The organism is Halobacterium zhouii (assembly GCF_021249405.1).
In the GTDB taxonomy this organism is placed as follows: domain Archaea; phylum Halobacteriota; class Halobacteria; order Halobacteriales; family Halobacteriaceae; genus Halobacterium; species Halobacterium zhouii.
Genome location: NZ_CP089593.1, coordinates 466,662 through 488,266, shown reverse-complemented (window position 1 = coordinate 488,266; position 21,605 = coordinate 466,662). Strand labels below are relative to the sequence as shown.

Here is a 21,605-nt window from a genome sequence, read left to right as displayed (position 1 = left end):
ATGGCAACACGCGAGCAGGGGCGCATTCTCGCCGACCGCGTCCCGCTCCCGACGGACGACGCACAACGCCTGAGCTGGGACCTGGGCACCGAACTCGCGGGCCGGAAGCCGGAACGCGCGCGCCTCGAACATACGGAGGGCGCGCGTTCGCTCACCGTCTTCGAGGCGACCTCCCACACCGTCATCGCGCGGTTCCGGAGCGCCGTTGGCCGCGAATCCTTCTTCGGACTGGCGACCGATGACCTCCGCGACGCCCTCGAGTCGCTGCCGGCCAGGTGGCGGGTCACGCGCTCTGAGTTCTGACGGCGGTCCGTCCTCCCACGCGACTGGTCAGTTCCCCTCCGACAGGCCCGATTCCGACCGAGTCCTTACCAGTTGATGCTAACAACTATACCAGAGGGAGATAGTCTTCGAGTAGAATGGCCTACTGCAGTAACTGCGGCACGGAACTCGCCACCGAACAGCCGTCGTGTCCAGACTGTGACACGAGGGCCGAAACAGAGGCAGCAACCGATACCGAAACGTCCGAGAAAATCGTCTACGCGGGGGGTGCGCTGAGCATCGTCGGTGCGTTCCTTCCATGGAAGACGCTCCTCGGAGTGACCGTCAGCGGCATCGACGGCAACGGCATCATCACGCTCGTCCTCGGTATCGCAGCAATTGGCGTCGCCTACGGTCGCGAGTGGGACCAGACGACGAACATCGGACTCGCCTCGATAGGTGGTCTCATCGCCTTCGTAGGGCTCGTCTCGATGGGAAGTTTCGCATCAATAGGTGTTTACGTCACGATTCTCGGCGGTATCCTCGTCGCGGCCCCGGCCGCGAAGCAACTGGCGAGTTGAGGTCGACGCCTCGACGCCACCTACACTTCTATCGGCAATCCAGCAACGCGCAGCGCCTCGTCCGGCGTGGCGCCGTCGTGGACGACTGCGACGACCGCCCGGGTCATCGCCTCGGGGTCGTCGTGCTGGAATATGGTGCGACCCATCGAGACGCCTGCCGCGCCCGCGTCCACCGCGTCCCGAACGGTCGCGAGCGTCTCGCGCTCGCTCCTCGGACTGCCGCCCGCGATGATGACGGGGTTGCTCGTCGACTCGACGACGCGCTCGAAACTCTCCGTGCTGCCAGAATACGCAGTCTTCACGAGATCGGCGCCCGCTTCTTCAGCGAATCGGACGGCGTGGCCGAGGTTCTCGGCGTCATGCTCGTCGACGCCGTGGCCTCGCGCGTACGCCATCGCAAGCACGGGCATCCCGAGACGCTCGGCCTCACGAGTGGCCTCGGCGAGGTCCTCCAGTTGCTCGGGTTCGTGCTCGCTCCCGACGTTGACGTGGAGCGAGACGGCGTCAGCGCCCGCCCGGACGGCCTCCTCGACGGTGCCGGTCATGCGCTTGTCGTTCTCGTCCGGGCCGATAGTCGTCGACGCGTTGAGGTGGACGACGTAGCCCGCGTCGTTCTTGTTCGGGTGGACGCGCTCGGCGATGCCCTTCTGCGTGAGAACGGCGTCGGCGCCGCCTCGCGTCACTGCGTCGATTGTCGATTCGATGTCTACGAGACCGTCTACGGCCCCGAGCGTGATACCGTGGTCCATCGGGACTGTCACGAATCGGCCGTCTCGGCTGATTCGTTCCAGTCGCGCTGTCTTCCCTGTGGTCATTGCGAATGAGTAGCAAGCGGGTGTCTATTTGCGTTGCGGTTCGGGCGAATCGTGGTCGGCGGTCGTCCCGCCTTCGCCGTCGGCAGACGCGCCGCGCTCTGCGCCGGTCTTCAGTTCTCGCGCGAGCGACTCGAGTCGGGCCGCGACGTCGGCAGTCGGTTCGTCGTTCTCGACACCGTCGGCTATCTCGTCGACGTACGCGCTCCCGACGATGACGCCGTCCGCACCGCCCGCCACAACCTCCCGGGCGTGCTCGCCCGCGGAGATGCCGAAGCCGACGGCCTTCGGCACGTTGGCCTCAGCGAGGCGGTCGAGGCTGCCGTGGGCGGCCGCGCTGACGTCGTCGCGCGCGCCGGTAGTGCCGACTCGACCCTGCACGTAGACGAACCCCGTCGTCCGGTCGAGCATGCGCTCGAGGCGTTCGTCAGTCGTCGTCGGCGCCACGATGAACACGAGATCGACGCCGTGCTCGCGGCACGCCGCCGCCATCCGCTCGGACTCGTTCACCGGGAGGTCGGGCACCACGAACCCCGAGACGCCGGCGTCCGCGGCCGCCTCCACGAACGCCTCGGGCCCGGGTTCGGAGGCGTCACGCCCCTCGCTGCTTCCGTACCGAAGTATCAGGTTGTAGTACGTCATGCAGACGACCGGCACGTCGACGTCGAGGTCCCGGACGAGGTCGAGGTAGGCGTCGGGCGTCATCCCGGCGTCGAGCGCGCGCTGGAGTGCGCGCTGGATGGTCGGTCCCTCCGCGACGGGTTCGCTGAACGGAAGTCCGAGTTCCAGCACGTCGGTGCCGCCCGCGACGAGCGCTTCGGCGTACTCCTTCGTCGCCGCCGCGCTCGGGTCGCCCGCCGCGACGTACGAGACCAGAGCGTCACCGTCCGCGAACGCGTCTGCGAGGTCGCTCCTGCTCGCGTCGTCGCGCCCCGCGTCCGCGCCGTCGTCTCGGGTCACTGTTCGAACACCTCCATCGACGGCGCCACGTCGAGGTCGCGTTCCGCGGACTCCTCGATGACAGTGTCGAGGTCCTTGTCGCCGCGCCCGGAGACGTTGACGACGACCGGTCCCTCGCCCTCGTACTCCTCCAGGTACGCGATCGCGTGACTGGATTCGAGCGCGGGGATGATGCCCTCCTCGCGGGAGAGGCAGTGGAACGCCTCGAGGGCTGCGTCGTCGCCGACGGAGACGGGCGTGACCCGGCCCTCGTCGACGAGATGCGCGAGCTCGGGGCCGACGCCCGCGTAGTCGAGGCCCGCGCTCACCGAGTGGGATTCGACGATCTGACCCTCGTCGGTCTGGAGCAGTTTGGTGCGCGCGCCGTGGAGCACGCCCTCGCTCCCGGTGGTGAGACTCGCGGAGTTCGGCGCGTACCCCTCGTCGGCGTCGACGCCGAGTTCGGCGCCGCCGGCCTCGACGGCGAGCAGGTCGACGTCCGGCGCTGGCTCGTGTGCGCCAGTCGGCGCACCGAATAGTTCGGCACTCCCGATGAACGCCGAGAACGCACCCATCGTGTTCGACCCACCGCCAGCGCACGCGATTACGGCCTCCGGCAACTGACCCAGTTGCTCCCGTGACTGCTCGCGCAGTTCCTCGCTGATGACCGACTGGAAGTCCCGGACCATCGCCGGGAATGGGTGCGGGCCGACGACGCTTCCGACGACGTAGTGGGTGTCCTCGACGTTCGTCGCCCAGTCCCGCATCGTCTCGTTGATGGCCTCCTTCAGGGTTCCCGACCCCGCATCGACGGGGTTCACCTCGGCGTCGTGGATGCGCATCCGGAAGACGTTCGGCCGCTGCCGGTTCACGTCCGTACGGCCCATGTAGATCTCGCAGGGCATGTCGAGGTACGCACACGCCATCGCGGTGGCGGTGCCGTGCTGGCCCGCGCCGGTCTCTGCGACGACGCGTTCCTTGCCCATGTACTTCGCGAGCAACACCTGCCCGAGCGCGTTGTTGAGTTTGTGCGCGCCGCCGTGGAGCAGGTCCTCACGCTTCAGGTAGACCTCAGTTCCGTATCGCTCGGAGAGGTTCGCGGCGTGTGAGAGCGGCGTCGGCCGCCCGCCGAACTCCCGGAGGTGGCGGCGGAACTCGTCGACGAACCCGTCCTCGTTCTCGAGGACGTAGCGCTCGTAGGCGTCCGCGAGTTCCTCGACTGCCGGCATCAACACTTCGGGAACGTACTGGCCGCCGTAGTCGCCGAACTTCCCGGATCTGACTGGGTCTTCGCTCATGCCTCGACCAGCCTCCGGGTGTTCGCGCGAACGCTTCCCTGGCCGCCGTCTACCACTGCGTTCCCGACGAGCAAGCCGTCGGCGCCCGCCTCACGCATCCGTCGGACGTCCGCCGGCGATCCGATGCCGCTCTCGGCGACGAGCGTGACGTCCTCGGGGACGGCCGGCGCGACCGACTCGAACGTGTCGAGGTCGACGGTGAGTTCCGCGAGGTCGCGGTTGTTCACGCCGACGAGTGTCGCACCGGCGTCGACGGCGCGAGCGAGTTCGTCGCCGTCGTGGACCTCCACGAGCGCCCGAAACCCCCGGTCGCGGGCGGCCTCGAGCATCGGTTCGAGGTCGTCGCCGAGGAAGCGCGCGATGAGGAGGACAACGTCGGCCTCGACGGCGTCGAGGTGGCCCTCCTCGAGCAGGAAGTCCTTCCGGAGCACGGGCACGTCGACGGCGTCGCGGACCGCACGCAGCGCGGCAAGCGACCCGCCGAAGTGCTCCGGTTCGGTGAGCACGGAGACGGCCGCCGCGCCGCCGGCGACCATCTCGCGGGCGGCCGTCGCGGGGTCGTCGATTCGGGTTTCCGAGTCGTCTCGTCGTCCACCACTGGTCGACGGGCTCGTCGGTTTCACCTCCGCGACGACCGGCGTGCGTCCGTCTCGCTCGGCCGATTCGAGCGCGGTAGGAAGCGACCGCGGGGCAACCGACAGGCGCTCTGTGTCGTGGGTTCGGTCGCGCGCGGCGGCCAGGATGGACTGGACCGCCGGCGCGAGCGCGTTCGACTCACTCATTGTTGTACGTTAATGCACTAATCTGTACATAAGACTTGCGTCGGCGGGCGAACGTACAAGACCCTGAGTCGCCACCATTCGGTATGGACGCGGCGGGCATCTACGCGCGCGAATCGAACTACCTCGAACGGTACGTCCAACTCGGCGTCGCTGGCGACCGCATCATCAGCGTCTCCTTCCCCGACGCCGAGCCCGCGGACGCGAGCGCCGACCACGAACTCCTCGAACGCATCGACGCCTACCTCGAAGGCGTCGAGGACGACTTCGCGGACGTCGACGTCGGACTCACCCTCCCAACCAACCAGCGAGCGGTACTCGAGGCCGTCCGGAAGATACCCTACGGCGACCAGATCACCGTCAGGACGCTCACTTCGACGGTGTCCGGACTGGACAGCGACGACGACGAAGACCTCGACCTCGCACGCGAGGCACTCGCAGACAATCCCGTCCCCCTCCTGATTCCCGACCACCGCGTGCGCGACGGGCCCAGCGGCGCGCCGCCCCCCGTCGAGCAGCGACTCCGCTCGCTCGAAGGACTGTAGTCGGGGCGAGCGCTGCTGACCGACGACCACTACCGGCCGTGGACAGCGAACTCCAGGGCGTTCACGACGTAGTGGGCGAGTATCACGGCGAGCAGGCTATCGGTGAGGACGAACACTGCGGCAAGCGCGAACCCGAGCAGCGTCGCGAGCAACACGCCCACGCCGCCCTGCGCGGAGTGCGCGAGCCCGAACGCGACACTCGACACGGCTGCGAGTAGCCACGGCGAGACGCCGAACCCGACGGAGAGCGCGCCGACGAGCGCCCCGCGGAACAGGAGTTCCTCGAACCCCGCGACCAGCGGCAGCGCGACGGCCAGGAGCGCCGCCCATCCGCCGAGCGAGTCCGGCGAGAGCGCGTCGCGCATCGCCTCGTCGTACCCCAGGCCCGCCGCGTCGAGCACCCGCGCGAACCCCTCGTTCGCGGCGTAGAGCACGACGCCGATGGTCAGACCGGCGCCGGCGACGGCCACGGTCGACGTTGCCGTCGTCACGCCCAGCGCATCGAGGGGGATCCGCGTGAGCCACACCGCAGCGACCACGAGCACGCCGAACCCGCCCTGGGTCACGACGACGTTCGCCAGCAGTTCGCCAGTCGTCATCGCGCGAACGTCGTCGCCCGCGAGCGCCGCCGACGCCCGCGCGAGCGCGACGAGTCCGACCGTCAGCAACGCGACTGCGCCGGCGAACAGCGTCCAGCGGGGCTCCATCGAGCGTGAGAACGCGAGGAGACGGGAGAAAACTGGCGGTCAGTCGGTGGCGGGACTCGGCGTGGTCCCCACCGGGGAGTCGGCGTCCTCGCGGACCGGGTCGACGGCGACCCACAGCACGCCCGCGGCAGTCGCGGCGGCAACGCCGGCGCCAGCGAGGAATCGGAACGGCCCGAACGCGTCGATGAGCGGGCCGCTGAACAGGTTCGCCGTGCCGGCGGCCACCGAGAGCAGCATCGACACGCCCGAGAGCACGGTGGCGCGCCCGACGTCTTCGAGGCGGTCGTTTACGTACTGGTTCCGGATGGGGCCCAGCACCGTCTTGAGCCCGCGGTTCAGGAAGAACACCGGGAGGACGAACAGCGGAACGAACGCGACGCTGGCGAACGCGACCCCGTAGACGGGGACGAGAAGCGCCAGCACGCCCCGCGTGCCGAACGCGTCCCGGACCCACCCGGCGCTGGCGGCGGCGCCGGCCGAGACCAGTTTGAATCCCGCGAACAGCGCGCCGAGCGCGGCGACGGGCACGCCCACCTGCTCCGCAATCGGCGACTCGTAGGGCCGCGTCACGGCGAACAACACGTAGAACAGTCCGACGTACACCACCAGCCACCGGATCTCGGGGCGCCGGGCCTGCACGCGGAGCATCCGCACGGCGTCCCGGACGCCGAATACGTCGGCGTCTCCGGGTTTGGGGTCGCCCGCTGGCGGGTCGTCAGCGTCGTTCTCAGTGGTCGCGCCGACGGCGGGAAGCGAGAGCAAAATTGGAACGCCGAGTGCGGACAGCGCGGCGTTCACGAACAGCGGGACGCCCCACCCGAACGTGACGAGGACGCCCGCGAGTACCGCGCCTGCGGCGGACACCAACAGTCGAACGGTTCTCGCGCGCCCGTCGAGGCGCGTGTACGACTCGGTGTCGCCCCGGGACGCCAGGAACTCGTACAGCCACGCTTCGCTCGTTCCCGAGCGGAACCCCCACCCGAGCGCCCACACCGCGTACAGCGCGCAGTACTCCAGGGGCGAATCGAGGAAGACGAACGCGCCGAGCGCGCCCGTCGAAATGACGTTGCCGAGCGCGAGACTGGCGCGCCGCCCGATTCGGTCGCCGACGTACCCGGTGGGAATCTCGGCGGCGACGAGCGCGAAGGAGAACACGCCCTGCGTGAGGCCGACGACCACCCACCCGTACTGCTGTTCGAGGTAGAGCAGCCCCACGGGCAGGTAAAAGCCGTACGCGGTGGTCGCGAGGTACGCGTAGTAGCGGCGGACAGCGTTGAATCCCGCCATCAAGTGAACCGACACACACCCGCCTAAAGGCGGTTTCCGGCAGCGAATTTTGGTAGAATATCCATCAGTTCCGTAGCGGTGCAGTAGCGGTTGCTACGCGGAAGCAGTCGCTGGGCAGTAGCGGTCACTGGACGGAAGCGGAAGCAGTCGCTGGGCAGTAGCGGAAGCGGAAAGAAGCACACTCACCGCGAAGCGAACGCAGTGAGCGAGCGGGCCGAGCGGCGACCACCGCGCCCGGAGGGCGCGACGGGAGCCGCGACGGCTTTTTAGCGTAGCTTTTTGCCAGAGCGGGCGAAGCCCGCTCGCAGCAAAAAGGTACTATTGCGGACTCGGGTTGCCGGTCGCGCCCGAATCCACTTTGCCTTCGAAGGCTTTGCCGGTGATGGATTTGAGGCGGTCGACCAGAGAGTCCTTCTCGGGTTCGCCGACGAGCGCGACGTCGAGGACTTCGCTGATGTGGGAGACGGGGATGATCTCGATCTGGTCCTCGTACTCCTCCTCGATCATGACGTCCTGCTCGTTGGATTTCGGGATGATGACGCGGTCGCAGCCGGCCTTGGCGGCGGCTTCGATCTTGTGGGTGACGCCGCCGACCGGGAGCACGTCGCCCCGGACCGAGAGGCTGCCCGTCATCGCGAGGTTCTGCGAGATGGGCGCGTTCTCGAGTGCGGAGATGACCGCGGTGGCGACGGTGATGGACGCGGAGTCGCCGTCGACGCCCTGCGTCTGCACGAACTGCACGTGGATGTCCTTCTCGGAGATGTCCTCGTCGGAGAACTTCTTGATGATCGCGGAGACGTTGTCGACGGCCTCCTGTGCGTTCTCCTTGAGCTGGCCGGTGGCGATGACTTCGCCGCCTTCGCCCTGGCGGGGCGTGACTTCGGCCATCACGGGGAGGACGATGCCGGAGTCCCCGCCCATGACGGCGAGCCCGTTGACGCGGCCGACGGCTTCGCCGTCCGAGACCTTGAGCTCGTAGTCCTTCCGGCGCTCGATGTAGTCGTCCGCGAACTGCTGTTCGATGGAACGCGAGCGCTTCTTCGCCTGCATCACGGCGTCCCGCGTGGTGAGATCGTCACCGCGAGAGCGGGCGACGTCGCCGGCGACGCGGACGAGTCCGCCGAGCTCCCGGAGTTTCAGCGAGAGCTGTTCCTTGCGGCCGGCGCGGCGCTTGGCTTCGAGGATGACCGCGCGGATGGCGTCCGGTTCGAAGTGCGGGAGTCGGCCGTCCTTCTCGACCTCCTGGGCGACGAAGCGCGCGTACTTGCGGCGCATCTCCGGGGTGTCCTCGATGGTGTCGTCCATGTACACCTCGTACCCGAAGCCCTTGATGCGGGAGCGCAGCGCAGGGTGCATGTTCTCGACGGCGTCCATGTTCCCGGCGGCGACCATGATGAAGTCCGTCGGGACGGGTTCGGTCTGCACCATCGCGCCCGAGGAGCGCTCGGACTGGCCGGTGATGGAGAACTCGCCCTCCTGGATCGCCGTCATGAGTTTCTGCTGGCTGCGGATGTCGAGCGTGTTGATCTCGTCGAGGAACAGCACGCCCTTGTGGGATTTGTGGATGGCGCCGGCCTCGACGCGGTCGTGGCTCGGCGTCTCCATGCCGCCGCTCTGGAACGGGTCGTGGCGGACGTCACCGAGCAGCGCGCCGGCGTGTGCGCCGGTCGCGTCCTCGAACGGCGCGACCTGACGGTCGGCGTTGTTGATGAGGAGCTTTGGCACCATCGAGTCGCTGCCGCGACTGGTGTACCGGAAGCCGAGGTAGATGATACCGGCGGCGAGGATGCCCAGGAGCGGTCGGCTGGCCATCAGGAAGGCGTAGCCGACGACGATGAGGATGATGATCCACATCAGGAACGAGCGCATCTGGTTGCGCTTGCGGGCTTCCTCCTTGTGGGCGCCGACGATCTGTTCGCCCTTTCCGGCGGGGACCGTACGAACCTTCGGTTCGTTAGAGTCGTCGGGGTTGTGGTAGACGAGAACGTCCTGGAGGCGTTCCTTCGGCAGGAGGTGGCTCATCGCCTTCCCGAGCAGGGATTTCCCCGTCCCCGGGGAGCCGATCATCATCACGTGGCGGTGCTGTTTCGCGGCACGGATGATGATGTCGCGGGCTTCCTCCTGACCGATCACCTGGTCGACCAGGCGGTCGGGGACCTCGATGTCCGACGTGTCGTCGATCTCGAGGCCGCCGAGCAGGTCGTCCTCGGCGATGTCTTCGTTGATAGACACGTCGCCCTCTACGCCGACCTCGCTGCCGAGATCTTCGAGATCGCGGTCGCCAGACTCCTCGCTCTCGGGGTCGTCCCGGGGGCGGGGCTCCTGCGGAGCGTCGGTCTGCTCCGAGGAGCTGTCACCGTGGGGGCCGCCAGAGCCACCGTTCTGGGGCTCGTCGCGGGTCTGGACGTCCTCGGATTCGGAGGCGTCGTCGAGGTGCGTGTCCGTGTTCGATTCGTTGCTCATTGAACTGTCTGAACAGTGTAAACCACGGGTGGGCGACTGATATACTTTCTCCCCTTGTCCGATGGCTAATCGGCTATATTCTCCGCTTTCAGCACCTGTACGCCTTGTGTAGCAGATGGGTTCGTGGAGCGGTCTGTGAGCGTAGGGCTGGTCTGAGGGCGTCGTACTGGCGTCACGGCGCGTCTCGCCATTCTTATGGTGGCTGCAAGGGTCAATAGGGGTAAGGAATGACCCGCGGATTCTACATCGGCCGGTTCCAGCCGTACCACAACGGCCACCACCGGGTCGTCGAGCAGATCGCCACGGAGGTCGACGAACTCGTCGTCGGCATCGGGAGCGCGGGCGACTCCCACTCGACCCGGAATCCGTTCACGGCGGGCGAACGCATCATGATGATAACGAAGGCCCTCGTGGACTTCGACCTGGTGACGTACGTGGTTCCCATCGAGGACCTGGAGCGCAACGCGGTGTGGGTGAGCCACGTGCAGTCGATGAGTCCGAACTTCGACGTGGCGTACTCGAACAACCCGCTCGTCATCCGCCTGTTCGGCGAGGCGGGCGTAGAGGTCAGGCAGTCTCCGATGTTCGACCGCGACGTCCTGGAGGGGACCGAGATCCGCGACCGGATGGTGGCCGACGACGACTGGCAGGACCTCGTGCCGCCGTCCGTGGTGGAGGTCATCGAGGAGAGCGACGGCATCGACCGCATCCAGCAGGTCAGCGACACGGACACGAACGGCGAGTGAGGGCTGGCGACCCGGGGACAGCAGGGAGGATTTTTCACCGACGCGCGTCGAGTCTCCATCGATGATAACGCTGAGTTCGGACTTCGGGACGCCGTATCCGGCGTCGATGAAGGGCGTGATACTCCAGCACGCGGACGCCCGACTCGTCGACGTCGCCCACGACTTCCCCCGGCAGGACGTACACGCGGCGGCGTTCTGGCTCCGCGAGGTGCTGCCCCACTTCCCACCGGCGGTCCACCTCGCGGTGGTCGACCCGGGTGTGGGCACCGACAGGAAGGCGGTGGTCGTTCGCGCTGGCGAGCACGCCATCGTCGCGCCCGATAACGGCGTGGCGATGCCGGCCGCTCGCGCGCTCGCAGACGCTGCAACCGGCGCTGCCGACGCCGGGGACGAGGGTGACAGGGAGGACCCGCCGGACGTCGAGGTGTTCGAGATCCGCGTCGAGGACCCCGCGAGTTCGACGTTCCACGGCCGGGACGTGTTCGCGCCTGCGGCGGCGGACGTCCACGAGCGCGGCGTCCGCGTGCTCCACGAGCACGACCGCTACGCGCCGGTGTCCGACCCCGTCGAGTTGTCGTTCCCGGAGCCGTCGCTGGCGAGCGACGTCGCGCGCGGCAAGGTGCTCGTCGTCGACGGGTTCGGGAACGCGGTCACGAATCTGCCGGGCAACCTGCTCGCCGACCGGTTCGGGGAGTACGTCGAGGTAAACGGCGACCGCGTGCCCGTCGAACACACGTACGCCGCCGTGAACCCCGACGAGCGACTCGTCACCGTCGGAAGCCACGGGAACGTCGAACTCGCGGCGAACCGCGGGCGCGGCGACGAAGCGTTCGGCGTGACGTCCAGAAGCCAGGTGGAACTGACGTGGTGAGCACCGCCCCGAGCGTCCGTGGAGCGCGAACGCCACCCGGGGTGACTCACCCGTGGTGACGGCCTTCGACGCGATGAACGCAGTCGGTCTCGTCGCGTTCGCCATGGTCGGGTCACTGAAGGCCGCCGAACGCGAGTTCGACGTCCTCGGCGTCGCCGTGCTCGGCGTGTTGACCGCGCTCGGCGGTGGCGCGACGCGGGACGTGCTCGTCGGGCGAGTGCCCGCCGTGTTGCAGTCCACGGCTGACGTCGGCTTCGCGCTGCTCGGTGTCGTCGTCGCCGTGTTGCTCGCGCGGCAGGTCGGCGGCGGCCTGCTCGACCACCCAGCCGTGATGCTCCCGGACGCAGTCGGACTGGCAGCGTTCGCGACAACCGGTGCGCTCGTCGGGCACAGCGCCGGCGTGTCGCCGTTCGGCGTGGTCGTGCTCGCCACCGTCACGGGCGTCGGGGGCGGCCTGATTTCGGACGTGCTCCTCCAGCGGGTCCCGTTCGTGCTCGCCGAGGACTTCTACGCGACGTGTGCCGTCGCCGGGAGTACAGCGTTCTGGGTGGTCGTCACGGCTGGCTACGGTACTGCAGTCGCAGCGGCCGTCTGTGGCGGTCTCACGCTTTCGCTACGCGTGCTCGCCATCCGGTACGAGTGGCGACTGCCGACGGTGCGGCTCAGAGCCGCGAGTTGACGCGCTCCTCGAACTCGCCGAGTTCTCGCTCGATGTCCCCGCGCTCGAAGTACAGCAGTTCGACGGCGACGGCGACGACAGTGAGCACGACGACCAGCCAGAACGTGTTGGGCTGGTTTGTGTACAGATTGTACAGCATCAGCGGTGCGAATCCGAGCGCACCGATTGCGCCGACTGCGGGCGGCGCGGGATGAATGTCGGCCTGGTCTCGCTCGCGGAACGCGAGAACGCTGACGCCGCCGAAGACGACGATGAACGCGAGTGACGCGAACGACGTGATGGCGCCGAGACTGCCGTAGGCGGTGAACAGAGCGGTGACGGCGCCGAGTGCGAGCACCGTCTTCGAGGGAAGGCCCTGAGCGTCGGCGTCGCCCAATCGGTCTGGAAGCAGGTCGCCGCTGATGAGGCGTTTGGCGAAGTGCCCCGCGGAGAACAGCGTGGCGTTGATGGCGCTCCCCGTGGAGAACAGCGCGGACAGCGAGATGACGACGAACCCGAGACTGGAGAGACCGAACACGGTGAGCATCGCGGAGGCGGCGTCCGCGAGCGCGACGTGCGGGTGCTGTTTGAGCGCCTGCGGCGCGAGGTTCACGGTGACGACGGCGACGAGCACGTAGATGACGACGGCGGCAGGGATGGAGACGTACACCGCCTTCCGAATCGTGTCGACGCTGTCCGTGATGCTCTCCTGGTCGTAGAACAGCAGTTGCCACCCCTGGAACGCGACGAAGGAGATGGCGGCGGCCACGATGGGACCGACGGAGGTGAACTGTCCGAAGCCGTAGGACATCGTGGTGTCGGAGAGCATCGTCGCGTACACCATCCCGAACACGCCGAACGAGAGCAGGACGGCAACCTTCACGACGACCAGTACGTTCTCCGCGGAACCGGTGGTTCGCGCGCCGAGCAGGTTCATCGCGACGAACAGCGTTACTGCGAGGACGGAGACGACCGGGCGAATCGGCAACCCGAGCAACTGGTGTGGGACGAACGAGAAGCCGATGGCGAACTCCGCGAACGCGAACGCGTACATCGCCATCGAACCGACGTAGCCGAACAGCAGCGTCCAGCCGACCATGCCAGCGAGCGTCGAGTTGCCGACGAACTGTTGGACGAACGAGACGGACCCGCCTCGCCGGTCACCGAGTGCGTTCAGCCTGATGTACGAGTAACCCGCACAGAGGGCGACGATGCCCGCGAGCACGAACGCGAACCACGTCGCACCCATCGTTATCCGGGCGGTGACGCCGAGCACGGCATAGATGCCACCGCCGATCATTCCCCCGAGCGCCATCGAGACACATTCAGTGAGCCCCAGTTGCTCACCCATAGTCGCACAGAAACATCGGAGCCCCGTAAGTTTTCGACGAACCATCGAGCGTTGCCGGTGACCGCTCGGCGTCGACACCTCAGTCGGTGTCCACCGTCGATTCGCCGGGAGACGAGCCGTGGTCGCTCGTGCTGGCCTCGTGGTGCGCGCGGCCGAGTGGCTGGAAGGCGGCGACGACGCCGGTGACCGCGACGAACGCGCCGACCCCGATGAGCGTGTGTTGGGCGCTGACCAGACTCACGAGCGGTCCCGTCAGGAGGAGTCCGACGACGAACGCGCCCGACCCAAGCGTGCTCGCGACGGCGGTGTAGCGCCCGCGGCGTTCGTCGGGGACGAGTAACTGGGCGAGCGTCCGCCCCGGAGCGGTCGCGGCGGCGAACCCGAGACCGGCGACGGCGAACAGGCCGACGACGCCAGCGACGGCGACCAGCGACGCGGGAATCACCAGGACGGCGGCGGCGAGACTGACACCGAATCCGAGCATGCCGGCGACGAGGACGTGCCCCCGCGACTCGTCGATGGCGTCCTCGAACCGTCCGATGCCGAGCATGCCAGCCGTCATTCCCGTGAAGAACGCCGAGTACAGCACGCCGAGTGCGAGGCTATCGCGTATCGGAAGGCTGGGGGCGTACACCGGCAGCGCGACGTTCACCGGCGCGACGGCAAACTGTAGGACGACACTCAACACGAGTACGTTCCGGAGCAGGGGTCGTTTCCGAACGAATCCGAGGACGTCGCGAACGTCGTCGACCAGTCGGGACGCGCCGTCGCGCATCACGTCGACGACGTCGTCAGCGTCTCCGCTCTCCTCGCGGTCGGGGACGCCGTACTCGCTCGAGATGGTGGCGACGAACAGCGCTGAGACGAGGAACGTCCCGGCGTCCACGTAGAACGCGGCGAACGACCCGAACGCCGCGACGACGACGCCGCCCGCCGCGAACAACACCTGGGAGAGCGAGCGGGTCATCCCGACGAGCGAGTTCGCGCCGTCGAGGTCCTCGTCGGGGACGAGTCGCGGGACGAACGCGCCCCGAGCGGGGCCGTCCACGGCGTCCGCAACGCCGGTGAAGACTGCGACGGCGAGCACCGTCGGGATGAGCAGGGGGCCGCGCCCGACCAGCGGAATCGCCAGCACGGCAGCGGCGCGCGCGAGGTCGGAGCCGACGAGCACGTACTTTCGGTTCACGCGGTCCACGACCACGCCCGCGGGCAGTGAGAGTAGTACGGTCGGGACAAAACTCGCGGCGAAGGTCAGCGACAGGAGCATCGGGTCGCCGGTCACCTCGTAGACGACCCAGATGAGCGCTATCTCGTGGATGCTGTCGCCGATGCGGGACGCGAGTTGCCCGAACCAGAGTCGGCGGAACGCGCGGTGCGAGAGAGTGCGTTTGAGCGCCATCAGGACTCCTCCGCGAATCCGCGCCACTGTTCGCGCGCGTCGTCGGTGAGGAGGACGTTAGTGACGTACTGTTCGGCGCCCGCTCGGAACAGTGCGGCGTCGTCGTCGCGGCGGAGCGAGACGGTTCGGAGGAGCGCGCCGTCGCTCGCCGACAGGACGAACAGCGCGGCGGCCTCGGGGTCGACGTCGCGGAACGTCCCGTCCTCGATGCCGTCACGGATGGCGTCCTCGACGAACTCGCGGCCGTCCGCCTCGAAGTCGTTCAGCGCGGCGCGGTAGCGGTCGTTGTGTGGCGCCTCGCCGTGGAGGTCGTAGAGCACGTTGACCTGCTGTGAGCCGTCCGGCTGGTGCTCGAAGTCGTCGGTGACGAGCCACTCGATGCGGGCGAGCGGTGGGTCGTCGTCTCGCTCGACGTACTCGCTGCGGACGCCGTCGCGGAGGTACTCGACGTACGCGACGATGAGGTCCTCCTTGGTGTCGTAGTAGTAGTGGACGAGGGACTGCGTGCGCCCCCACTCGTCGGCGATCTTCTGCGTGGTCACGCCCGCGACACCGTGCTTGGCGAGCGCGTCGCCCGTCGCTTCGATCAGTTCTCGTTCCGTGTCGGTCAGATCGACGCCACCCATTGTTGATTGATTACTTAATCAAATAGTGTAAGTGTTTCCCCACTCGACCGTCAGGACGATATACCGGGGCGCGGAGTATGGCGTATGCTCGAACTGGAGCACGGGTTCCGCGTCGTGGACACGCACGCCCGCCTCCACGCCGGCCCCGGGCGACCCATCCGAGGTCGCACCATCGACGGCGAGGACCTCGAACGCGAGATGCACCAGGCGGGCGTGGTGCGTTCGGTCGTGTTCCCCGGCCCGCAGAAGGGCGAACAGGGGTACTTGCGCGCGAACAACGCAGTCGCACGGCAGGCAGTCGAGCGGTCGTTCATCGCGTTCGCGCGCATCGACGGCCCCCGCACGCCCGGCGACGGCGCGACCTCGCGTCTGCGGAACATCCGGAGTTCCCGCCACGAGTGGCAGACCTCGCCGGAGGACATCGAACAGTACGCGTACGACGACCGGTTCCACGGCTTCAAACTCGACCCCGTACAGGACGGGGTACCGGACGACGACGTGCTCGCGGTTCTCGAGGACGTCGACCTGCCGGTGCTGGTCCACGGCGGACGGGGGTTCACGCCGGACGAACTCGCGTCGTCGCTGCTGGAACGCGAGTTCCCCGTCGTGCTCGCGCACTTCGGCGGTCACCCGCTCGAACGTGAGTTGATGCACGAGGCCATCGGCCTGCTCGACGCCCACGACGACCTCTACCTCGACACCGCGACGGTGCGCTACCGCGAACTCCTGGAGCGCGCCATCACGGAGCACCCGGACCGCGTGCTGTTCGGGAGCGGCGCGCCCGCCACGCACCCGAACGTCGCGGCCATGGAGATGCTGACCCTGGACGTTACGGAGGACGCCATGCGGAAGGTGTTCGGGAAGAATGCTGCGCGCGTAATTCCGGGACTCGACCACGAGTAGGACGCTCGAACACTGGCGGTTCAGCAGTCGTCTCGGTTCAGCAGTCGTAGCGGACCATCGCGCGGTCCATGCGCGAGGAGACGCCGTTCGGGTTCCGTCGCGGACTCCGGTCGGCCATCCGGGCGTTCATGCCGTCCTGCGCGCCGAACCACGTCCCCGGAACGATAGTGGCGGCGGCGGCGGCCCACGCCGAAAGTTTCGCGCTCCCGCGGAGCACGTCCGCGCCCAGCGACGCCGCGTCCCCCACTGCGAGTCGCGCGGCGCGGAACGCGACGCGCGCGCTCATCCCGTAGTTCTTCGCGAGCCGGTAGCCGAGCGCGCGGTACTTCAACCCCCACGCGGACTCGTCCGCGTCCTCCGGGAGACGGTGGACGATGTCGTCTTTCTCCTCGCGGAGCACCACCGCGTCGGGTTCCCAGACGACCGACCGACCCATCCCGGCGAGGCGGTGGGCGGCGTCGCGGGCCGCACCCGTCTGGAGGTACTCGTCGAAGCCGTCGAGCGCGTCGACGGCCTGACGCGTGAACGCGACGTTGCCGCCGTCGAAGTACGTCACGTCCCGTCCGCAGATGGTCGACTGCTCGAGCGACTCGGTGGTAACCCCGCCCTCGACGCGCCGGTGGACCGGACCGGTAACCGCGTCCGCGCCGGCCGCGAGAGTGTCCTCGACGCTCTCGAGCCAGCCGTCGCGAACCCGGGAGTCGTGGCCGACGAACGCCACGACGTCGCCGGACGTTACGCCGATGCCCGCGTTCCGGGAGGCGTTGAGGTTGCGCTCGGAAAGTTCCAGAAGGACGTCGGTCGCGTCGTGGTCGCGGGCCAACCCCGACGTGCCGTCCGCCGACGGTCCGTTGGCGACGATGACCTCGGCGTCGGGGGCGTTGGCCGCGAGCGCGTCGAGTGACGCGGCGAGTGCGTCGCGGCCGTTGAGCGTCGGCACCACCACCGAGACATCCATGGTCACCACAAACCAGTTCCCCGGTAAAAACGTCTCGGGTCCCGTACCCCGGTAATTCGTCGGCATAGCAACATAATTTCCGCACGCCGTCAGACGAACGAAATGCGGCCGTCAGTCGGCTCGGGAACGTCCCCCGACTCGAAAGTCTACACCCGCGCGTCCCAGTACGACACCGACGCGAGCGCGTTCCCAGCGAACGACCTCCCGATGGTGATGTCGGCGTTCCGCACCGGATCGGCCACCCAGTCGGGCACCTTCCGGTAGAACCCGTAGGGGACGACGAAGTCGTGGTCGTCGTCCGCGAGGTGGAGACCTGCACCCTCGACGAGTCGCTCGACCTCGCCGGCCGAGTAGAGCCGCGACCCCATCGGCAGCAGCCAGTTGTACAGCGAACGCGTGCTGAACCGGTTGAACGTGTCGAAGAACACCTGGTCCTTGGAGACGCGGGCCATCTCGGAGAGGAACTTCGCCGGGGTGTCTGCGAGGTGGAAGAACCGCATCGCGAACACGGTGTCGAAGTGATCGTCCGGGAACGGCAGGCGGGCGGCGTCGCCGCGCATGAACTCGAGGTGGTCCGCGACGCCCGACTGGTGGGCCTTCTGACGGCCCTCCTGGAGCATCGGCCCCGAGATGTCGAGTCCCGTGACGTTCGCGTCTCGCTCGGCGAGCATCACCGTGAACCGGCCCGTCCCGCACGCAATCTCGAGCACTCGCTTCCCCGCCACTGGCTCGAGGGCGTCCAGCACGGCCTCTTTCTCCCGTCGGTCGATGAGCCGGCCGCCGCGGGAGAATCGCTTCTCGTCGTACTCCTCGGCGACCTCGGAAGCCTGGTACCACTCCTGTCCCTTCACGCTTCTCACGCTCACTACTCGGCGGGGTGATTAAAACCGTACTGGAACAGAGAGACGAGTTCGTGACAGCCTAGCCACATCTTCTGGCGGGAACGCCTATGGACTGTCGCGCCGAAGCGGACAGTATGCCGACGTGCAAGCGCTGTGGCGGGGTGTTCGAAGCGGGGGAGTTGAAACGCCACGAGGTAGCGGGGATGGTGCGCGTTCACTGCCCGAACTGTGGGTTCGCCCTCGGGGAGTACAACTCCCACGTCCACCGATAGAACGCGTTCGCTGATAGGGGACCGCGCGACACGGCCCGCTCGCTACCCGAACACGCGAGTCGGTTCGATCCGAACGAGCACCCGCTCACCGCCTTCCTCGCCGTGGTGGGGGTACTCCTCGACGTCCATGTACCGACGCGCGAGTTCGTCGATGTGCTCGACCGCGCCGTCAGTGGTGAGTTCGACGACGTCGCCCTGGAAACCGACGTACCGGTACGGGTCATCAGGGTCGAGGATGCACCCGCCGACGTCGGCGTTCTGGCGGAGGTTCTTCTCCTTACGCCGACCCCGCGCCGTGTTCACAAGCAGATGCTCGCCGTCGTAGTCGACCCAGACCGGCGTGACGTGGGGGACACCATCCGGCGTGAGCGTGCCGAGACTGAGAAACGACTGCTTCTCGAAGAGGTCGTGGTACTCCGCTGGAATCTCGACCATACCGGCCGAACGCGCCGAGGGGGAATAAACCGCAGGCCGAGCACGCCGCCCCCTAAGGTTGTATTAGGTGTTTAGTCTGATGGGTAGACAACGTTTACCTTCACGGGTATGAGATTACATCGCATGAGTACGTCTCTCTCGGAGAACCGCTCGCTCATCCAGGACGACCAGGAGTTCCGTGACCAACTCCGCGACCTCCCGCCCAGCGCGAAACTCGTCGCGAAGGTCCTCGAAGCCGACGCGCCGCTCTCTCAGGGCGACCTCGCCGAGGAGTCTCTCCTCCCCGACCGGACGGTCCGCTACGCACTCAACCGTCTCGAGGACGTCGGCCTCGTCGCCTCCCGGTACAGTTTCGAGGACGCGCGCAAGCAAGTGTACTACCTCGACGGCTGAGAGCTCTTCCTCAACAGCTGAGAGCCCCTCCTCGATAGCTAAGAACCACCCCACGACCCGGAATCGACTCGGGTCGGCGGTCTGCTGTGCCCGACGGTCCGCGTGCCGGCCCGCTTTTGTCTCGCCCTTCCGTTTGCCGAATCGTGCCCGAACGCTACCCCGTGTCGGTGGAGTCGCGTGCGCCGACTGGCGAGACGAACGCCTACATCGTCGGTGACGCTGAACGCCTACTCGTCGATCCCGCAGGCCACACGCCGGACCTCGACGCCGCCGTCGAATCCGACGTCGGCGGGGAGGGGTGTGCCGTGCAGGCCCCACCCGTCGAACACGTCGCTGTCACGCACACCCACCCCGACCACGTCGGCGCGGTCGCCGCGTACGCCGCCGAAACAGACGCGACCGTGTGGGCGCACACCGCGTTCACCGACCGGTTCGAGCGCGCGACCGGCGTCACACCTGACCGCACATTCCGACCGGGTGACGCCATCGGTGACACTGGCATCACTGTGATGGACACGCCCGGACACGCTCCCGACCACGTCGCGTTCGTCGTCGACGCCGGGGACGGTGGCGGCACCCACGCCGTCACGGGCGACCTGGCGTTCGCGTCGGGCAGCGTGTTCATCGGCGCCGACGAGGGCGACATGCGCGCCTACCTCGCGTCGCTCCGCCGTGCGCTCGCACGGGACTTCGACCGTCTTCACCCCGGCCACGGTCCCGTCGTCGAGAACCCGGGCGAGCGCCTGCGCTGGCTGTACGGCCACCGGCGCGACCGCGAACGTAGCGTCCGCCGCGCGGTCGAGTCCGGCGCGGCGACGGTGCCCGAAATCCTCGACGCGGCCTACGAGAAGGACCTGGACGGCGTCCGGGACCTCGCGGCGGAAACCGTGCGCGCGCACCTCGAGAAACTGCGCGTCGAGGGCAAAGTCGAGTGGGACGGCTCTCGGGTGACTCCCAGAGACTGACCCCGCGGAGCTTTTCCGCTCGCGCGCCGAACCCCGGAGCATGGAGGAACTCGAAGCCGAACTCGCTCGCGCCCGAGATCTGGACGTGAGTGACCTCGCGGACGCCATCGAGACCATCGGCTTCGAGTGTACGCGCTGCGGGAAGTGCTGCAAGTCGGAGGACGACGACCCGCACACGGCGACTGTGTTCCCCGACGAGGTTCGGGAACTGGAGGACTCGGGCGGACAGAAGGACGACGATTCACGAGACGTCCGGAACGGCGAAGCCGCTCCGACGTCCCCCTCGCAGAGCTCGCGGGACTGGCGAGACGTCGCGCGCCCGATGCCGTACGGCCTCGACGAGGACGGGTCCGGAGAGACGTTCGAGTGGGCGCTCCAGACCGATAGCTGTGGGGACTGCACGTTCTACGAAGAAGGCGAGGACGGGACGGGCGCGTGTACGGTCCACGACGACCGCCCGTTGATCTGCCGGACGTACCCGTTCAGCGTGGCGCTCGGCGGCACCAGCCAGCCGATGGGCGAAGCAGTCGACGAGGCTGGAATGGTGCGCGCCCACGAGTGCGAAGGGCTCGGCCGCGACATCACCCGGGAGGACGCCGAAACTCTCGCCGAAGCGCTCAAGGAGCGCGCCGTGACGGAACTCGAGGAAGCCATCGACGTCCGGGACAACTTCTCGCCCGCGAACCCCGGGCCCGGTGAGACAGTCGTCCACGACTCCGAGGGCGCGAAACACCCCGACGGAACGGCCTACGAGGGGTAGCCGATGCGGCGCGAAATGCAGTAGTGGCGCGGAATGCAGTAGCGGCGCGAAACGCGGTCAGCAGCGAGCATCAGCGCGCGGAGCGCGCTGTTCACCGAGCGCCGGAGGCGCTCGGGTCTTTTTTGGTGGAGATTTTTTGCCGGAGCGGTGCGCGAAGCGCACCCGACGGCAAAAAAGGTCCGTGGATAACGATTAAGGCAGATGGTTCCGACGCTGTGTGTGGAGGCTGTCACATTGGAAATCTCTGATAAACTCCTCTGTCTGTTCAACGCTGAAGTGACCGTGAAGGACGACGAGTACGTGGTTGAGGTGCCGCGCTCGGAGGTCGAGTCGGGGTCCGTCGACCCCGGTGAGGTGTACCGCGTGGCGCTCATCGCGCAGGGCGGTGAGACGTCCGAGACGACGGAGTCGTCGTCGAACGTGTCGTCGACGAACACGAGCGGGTCCTCGGAGCCACAGCCGCCGGTCGAGTCCGGCGAGGTGCGGTACGTGGAAATCGAGGACATCGGCAAGCAGGGCGACGGCATCGCGCGCGTGGAGCGCGGGTACGTCATCATCGTGCCGGACGCGGAGATCGGCGAGCGCGTGAAGATCGAGGTGACGGAGGTGAAGTCGAACTTCGCCGTCGGTGAAATCATCGAGGAGTCGGTGTAGACCGCGTCGCTCGCGGTCTTTCTTCACGCCGAGTGACGACGCGGGCGGCGAGATGACGGGTGTGGCGTGCAGTCGACCACCGAGTGACAACAAGGTGGCG

Annotated in this window: 25 protein-coding genes; 12 read left to right on the top strand and 13 right to left on the bottom strand. The window is 67.7% G+C overall.

The annotated features are described in order from the left end of the window. Positions 1-303 carry a hypothetical protein gene (locus tag LT970_RS02435; protein WP_232687379.1) on the top strand — a complete coding sequence of 101 codons (303 nt, stop codon included), beginning with the start codon at positions 1-3 and terminating at the stop codon, positions 301-303. A gap of 116 nt (positions 304-419) precedes the next feature. Continuing rightward, positions 420-842, top strand: coding sequence for a zinc ribbon domain-containing protein (locus LT970_RS02430; protein WP_232687378.1), 423 nt, complete (start codon positions 420-422; stop codon positions 840-842). 20 nt (positions 843-862) lie between these two features. On the opposite strand, the gene LT970_RS02425 is transcribed toward LT970_RS02430, so the two are convergent. The 4 genes from LT970_RS02425 to trpC are packed head-to-tail and all read right to left on the bottom strand — an operon-like array spanning position 863 to position 4,673. Further along, positions 863-1,657 carry a 2-amino-3,7-dideoxy-D-threo-hept-6-ulosonate synthase gene (locus LT970_RS02425; RefSeq protein WP_232687377.1) on the bottom strand — a complete coding sequence of 265 codons (795 nt, stop codon included), beginning with the start codon at positions 1,655-1,657 and terminating at the stop codon, positions 863-865. A gap of 24 nt (positions 1,658-1,681) precedes the next feature. Continuing rightward, positions 1,682-2,614, bottom strand: coding sequence for a tryptophan synthase subunit alpha (trpA, locus tag LT970_RS02420; protein ID WP_232687376.1), 933 nt, complete (start codon positions 2,612-2,614; stop codon positions 1,682-1,684). After that, positions 2,611-3,891, bottom strand: coding sequence for a tryptophan synthase subunit beta (gene trpB / locus LT970_RS02415; protein WP_232687375.1), 1,281 nt, complete (start codon positions 3,889-3,891; stop codon positions 2,611-2,613). Before trpB ends, trpA begins: the two co-directional genes overlap by 4 nt. Continuing rightward, positions 3,888-4,673 (bottom strand): indole-3-glycerol phosphate synthase, encoded by a 786-nt coding sequence (gene trpC / locus LT970_RS02410; RefSeq protein WP_232687374.1) that lies wholly within the window; start codon positions 4,671-4,673, stop codon positions 3,888-3,890. Before trpC ends, trpB begins: the two co-directional genes overlap by 4 nt. A gap of 83 nt (positions 4,674-4,756) precedes the next feature. Between trpC and LT970_RS02405 the strand changes: the two genes are divergently transcribed. After that, a complete protein-coding gene (locus LT970_RS02405; protein WP_232687373.1) occupies positions 4,757-5,215 on the top strand; it encodes an MGMT family protein in 459 nt (152 codons plus the stop codon). Between the two features lie 29 nt (positions 5,216-5,244). Here LT970_RS02405 and LT970_RS02400 read toward each other — a convergent pair whose 3' ends face one another. The 3 genes from LT970_RS02400 to lonB all read right to left on the bottom strand — a co-directional run bounded on the left by LT970_RS02400 (position 5,245) and on the right by lonB (position 9,672). Continuing rightward, positions 5,245-5,922: a CPBP family intramembrane glutamic endopeptidase gene (locus tag LT970_RS02400; protein ID WP_232687372.1), complete on the bottom strand. Its 678-nt coding sequence runs from the start codon at positions 5,920-5,922 to the stop codon at positions 5,245-5,247. Between the two features lie 39 nt (positions 5,923-5,961). Continuing rightward, positions 5,962-7,209, bottom strand: a complete 1,248-nt coding sequence (locus LT970_RS02395; RefSeq protein WP_232687371.1) for an MFS transporter — start codon at positions 7,207-7,209, stop codon at positions 5,962-5,964. 318 nt (positions 7,210-7,527) lie between these two features. Beyond that, positions 7,528-9,672 carry an ATP-dependent protease LonB gene (gene lonB, locus LT970_RS02390; RefSeq protein WP_232687370.1) on the bottom strand — a complete coding sequence of 715 codons (2,145 nt, stop codon included), beginning with the start codon at positions 9,670-9,672 and terminating at the stop codon, positions 7,528-7,530. Between the two features lie 227 nt (positions 9,673-9,899). Between lonB and LT970_RS02385 the strand changes: the two genes are divergently transcribed. The 3 genes from LT970_RS02385 to LT970_RS02375 all read left to right on the top strand — a co-directional run bounded on the left by LT970_RS02385 (position 9,900) and on the right by LT970_RS02375 (position 11,968). Continuing rightward, positions 9,900-10,418: a nicotinamide-nucleotide adenylyltransferase gene (locus LT970_RS02385; RefSeq protein ID WP_232687369.1), complete on the top strand. Its 519-nt coding sequence runs from the start codon at positions 9,900-9,902 to the stop codon at positions 10,416-10,418. A 61-nt stretch (positions 10,419-10,479) separates the two neighbouring features. After that, a complete protein-coding gene (locus LT970_RS02380) occupies positions 10,480-11,289 on the top strand; it encodes an SAM hydrolase/SAM-dependent halogenase family protein (protein WP_232687368.1) in 810 nt (269 codons plus the stop codon). A 52-nt stretch (positions 11,290-11,341) separates the two neighbouring features. Further along, positions 11,342-11,968: a trimeric intracellular cation channel family protein gene (locus LT970_RS02375; RefSeq protein WP_232687367.1), complete on the top strand. Its 627-nt coding sequence runs from the start codon at positions 11,342-11,344 to the stop codon at positions 11,966-11,968. Here the strand turns inward: LT970_RS02375 and LT970_RS02370 are convergent. From LT970_RS02370 to LT970_RS02360, 3 genes are all read right to left on the bottom strand, one after another. Next, entirely contained in the window at positions 11,952-13,298 is a 1,347-nt protein-coding gene (locus LT970_RS02370) for an APC family permease (RefSeq protein WP_232687366.1), read from the bottom strand. The two genes, LT970_RS02375 and LT970_RS02370, sit on opposite strands and share 17 nt — an antisense overlap. Before the next feature lie 79 nt (positions 13,299-13,377). Next, the gene (locus LT970_RS02365; RefSeq protein ID WP_232687365.1) at positions 13,378-14,697 is read right to left on the bottom strand and encodes an MFS transporter; all 1,320 of its coding nucleotides are present in this window, start codon (positions 14,695-14,697) and stop codon (positions 13,378-13,380) included. Beyond that, positions 14,697-15,323 (bottom strand): TetR/AcrR family transcriptional regulator, encoded by a 627-nt coding sequence (locus tag LT970_RS02360; protein ID WP_232687364.1) that lies wholly within the window; start codon positions 15,321-15,323, stop codon positions 14,697-14,699. The genes LT970_RS02365 and LT970_RS02360 overlap by 1 nt, the downstream gene beginning before the upstream one ends. Positions 15,324-15,407: 84 nt before the next feature. On the opposite strand from LT970_RS02360, the gene LT970_RS02355 reads away from it, so the two are divergent. Beyond that, on the top strand, positions 15,408-16,226 hold the full coding sequence (locus tag LT970_RS02355) for an amidohydrolase family protein (RefSeq protein WP_232687363.1): 819 nt from the start codon (positions 15,408-15,410) through the stop codon (positions 16,224-16,226). A 37-nt stretch (positions 16,227-16,263) separates the two neighbouring features. Here the strand turns inward: LT970_RS02355 and LT970_RS02350 are convergent, their stop codons facing one another. Both LT970_RS02350 and LT970_RS02345 read right to left on the bottom strand, forming a co-directional pair. Further along, a complete protein-coding gene (locus LT970_RS02350; protein WP_232687362.1) occupies positions 16,264-17,184 on the bottom strand; it encodes a glycosyltransferase family 2 protein in 921 nt (306 codons plus the stop codon). A 146-nt stretch (positions 17,185-17,330) separates the two neighbouring features. Continuing rightward, entirely contained in the window at positions 17,331-18,035 is a 705-nt protein-coding gene (locus tag LT970_RS02345) for a class I SAM-dependent methyltransferase (protein WP_232688668.1), read from the bottom strand. Positions 18,036-18,160: 125 nt separating this feature from the next. On the opposite strand from LT970_RS02345, the gene LT970_RS02340 reads away from it, so the two are divergent. Next, the gene (locus tag LT970_RS02340) at positions 18,161-18,298 is read left to right on the top strand and encodes a hypothetical protein (protein ID WP_232687361.1); all 138 of its coding nucleotides are present in this window, start codon (positions 18,161-18,163) and stop codon (positions 18,296-18,298) included. A gap of 42 nt (positions 18,299-18,340) precedes the next feature. Here the strand turns inward: LT970_RS02340 and LT970_RS02335 are convergent, their stop codons facing one another. Next, positions 18,341-18,733 (bottom strand): PPOX class F420-dependent oxidoreductase, encoded by a 393-nt coding sequence (locus LT970_RS02335; RefSeq protein ID WP_232687360.1) that lies wholly within the window; start codon positions 18,731-18,733, stop codon positions 18,341-18,343. 123 nt (positions 18,734-18,856) lie between these two features. Between LT970_RS02335 and LT970_RS02330 the strand changes: the two genes are divergently transcribed. The 4 genes from LT970_RS02330 (at position 18,857) to LT970_RS02315 (ending at position 21,505) form a co-directional block, all read left to right on the top strand. Continuing rightward, the gene (locus LT970_RS02330) at positions 18,857-19,126 is read left to right on the top strand and encodes a MarR family transcriptional regulator (protein ID WP_232687359.1); all 270 of its coding nucleotides are present in this window, start codon (positions 18,857-18,859) and stop codon (positions 19,124-19,126) included. Positions 19,127-19,269: 143 nt separating this feature from the next. Continuing rightward, entirely contained in the window at positions 19,270-20,091 is an 822-nt protein-coding gene (locus tag LT970_RS02325) for an MBL fold metallo-hydrolase (protein ID WP_349292230.1), read from the top strand. Between the two features lie 40 nt (positions 20,092-20,131). After that, positions 20,132-20,851: a YkgJ family cysteine cluster protein gene (locus tag LT970_RS02320; protein ID WP_232687358.1), complete on the top strand. Its 720-nt coding sequence runs from the start codon at positions 20,132-20,134 to the stop codon at positions 20,849-20,851. A 234-nt stretch (positions 20,852-21,085) separates the two neighbouring features. Continuing rightward, complete coding sequence (locus LT970_RS02315; RefSeq protein WP_232687357.1) at positions 21,086-21,505, top strand: TRAM domain-containing protein; 420 nt, start codon at positions 21,086-21,088, stop codon at positions 21,503-21,505. The last annotated feature ends 100 nt before the right edge of the window (positions 21,506-21,605 follow it).

Bases quoted from the DNA above. Each gene is read 5' to 3' on its own strand.
- LT970_RS02435 (WP_232687379.1), top strand. From the start codon at position 1: ATGGCAACACGCGAGCAGGGGCGCATTCTCGCCGACCGCGTCCCGCTC.
- LT970_RS02430 (WP_232687378.1), top strand. From the start codon at position 420: ATGGCCTACTGCAGTAACTGCGGCACGGAACTCGCCACCGAACAGCCG.
- LT970_RS02425 (WP_232687377.1), bottom strand. From the start codon at position 1,657: ATGACCACAGGGAAGACAGCGCGACTGGAACGAATCAGCCGAGACGGC.
- trpB (WP_232687375.1), bottom strand. From the start codon at position 3,891: ATGAGCGAAGACCCAGTCAGATCCGGGAAGTTCGGCGACTACGGCGGC.
- trpC (WP_232687374.1), bottom strand. From the start codon at position 4,673: ATGAGTGAGTCGAACGCGCTCGCGCCGGCGGTCCAGTCCATCCTGGCC.
- LT970_RS02405 (WP_232687373.1), top strand. From the start codon at position 4,757: ATGGACGCGGCGGGCATCTACGCGCGCGAATCGAACTACCTCGAACGG.
- LT970_RS02400 (WP_232687372.1), bottom strand. From the start codon at position 5,922: ATGGAGCCCCGCTGGACGCTGTTCGCCGGCGCAGTCGCGTTGCTGACG.
- LT970_RS02395 (WP_232687371.1), bottom strand. From the start codon at position 7,209: ATGGCGGGATTCAACGCTGTCCGCCGCTACTACGCGTACCTCGCGACC.
- lonB (WP_232687370.1), bottom strand. From the start codon at position 9,672: ATGAGCAACGAATCGAACACGGACACGCACCTCGACGACGCCTCCGAA.
- LT970_RS02385 (WP_232687369.1), top strand. From the start codon at position 9,900: ATGACCCGCGGATTCTACATCGGCCGGTTCCAGCCGTACCACAACGGC.
- LT970_RS02380 (WP_232687368.1), top strand. From the start codon at position 10,480: ATGATAACGCTGAGTTCGGACTTCGGGACGCCGTATCCGGCGTCGATG.
- LT970_RS02370 (WP_232687366.1), bottom strand. From the start codon at position 13,298: ATGGGTGAGCAACTGGGGCTCACTGAATGTGTCTCGATGGCGCTCGGG.
- LT970_RS02365 (WP_232687365.1), bottom strand. From the start codon at position 14,697: ATGGCGCTCAAACGCACTCTCTCGCACCGCGCGTTCCGCCGACTCTGG.
- LT970_RS02360 (WP_232687364.1), bottom strand. From the start codon at position 15,323: ATGGGTGGCGTCGATCTGACCGACACGGAACGAGAACTGATCGAAGCG.
- LT970_RS02355 (WP_232687363.1), top strand. From the start codon at position 15,408: ATGCTCGAACTGGAGCACGGGTTCCGCGTCGTGGACACGCACGCCCGC.
- LT970_RS02350 (WP_232687362.1), bottom strand. From the start codon at position 17,184: ATGGATGTCTCGGTGGTGGTGCCGACGCTCAACGGCCGCGACGCACTC.
- LT970_RS02340 (WP_232687361.1), top strand. From the start codon at position 18,161: ATGCCGACGTGCAAGCGCTGTGGCGGGGTGTTCGAAGCGGGGGAGTTG.
- LT970_RS02335 (WP_232687360.1), bottom strand. From the start codon at position 18,733: ATGGTCGAGATTCCAGCGGAGTACCACGACCTCTTCGAGAAGCAGTCG.
- LT970_RS02330 (WP_232687359.1), top strand. From the start codon at position 18,857: ATGAGTACGTCTCTCTCGGAGAACCGCTCGCTCATCCAGGACGACCAG.
- LT970_RS02320 (WP_232687358.1), top strand. From the start codon at position 20,132: ATGGAGGAACTCGAAGCCGAACTCGCTCGCGCCCGAGATCTGGACGTG.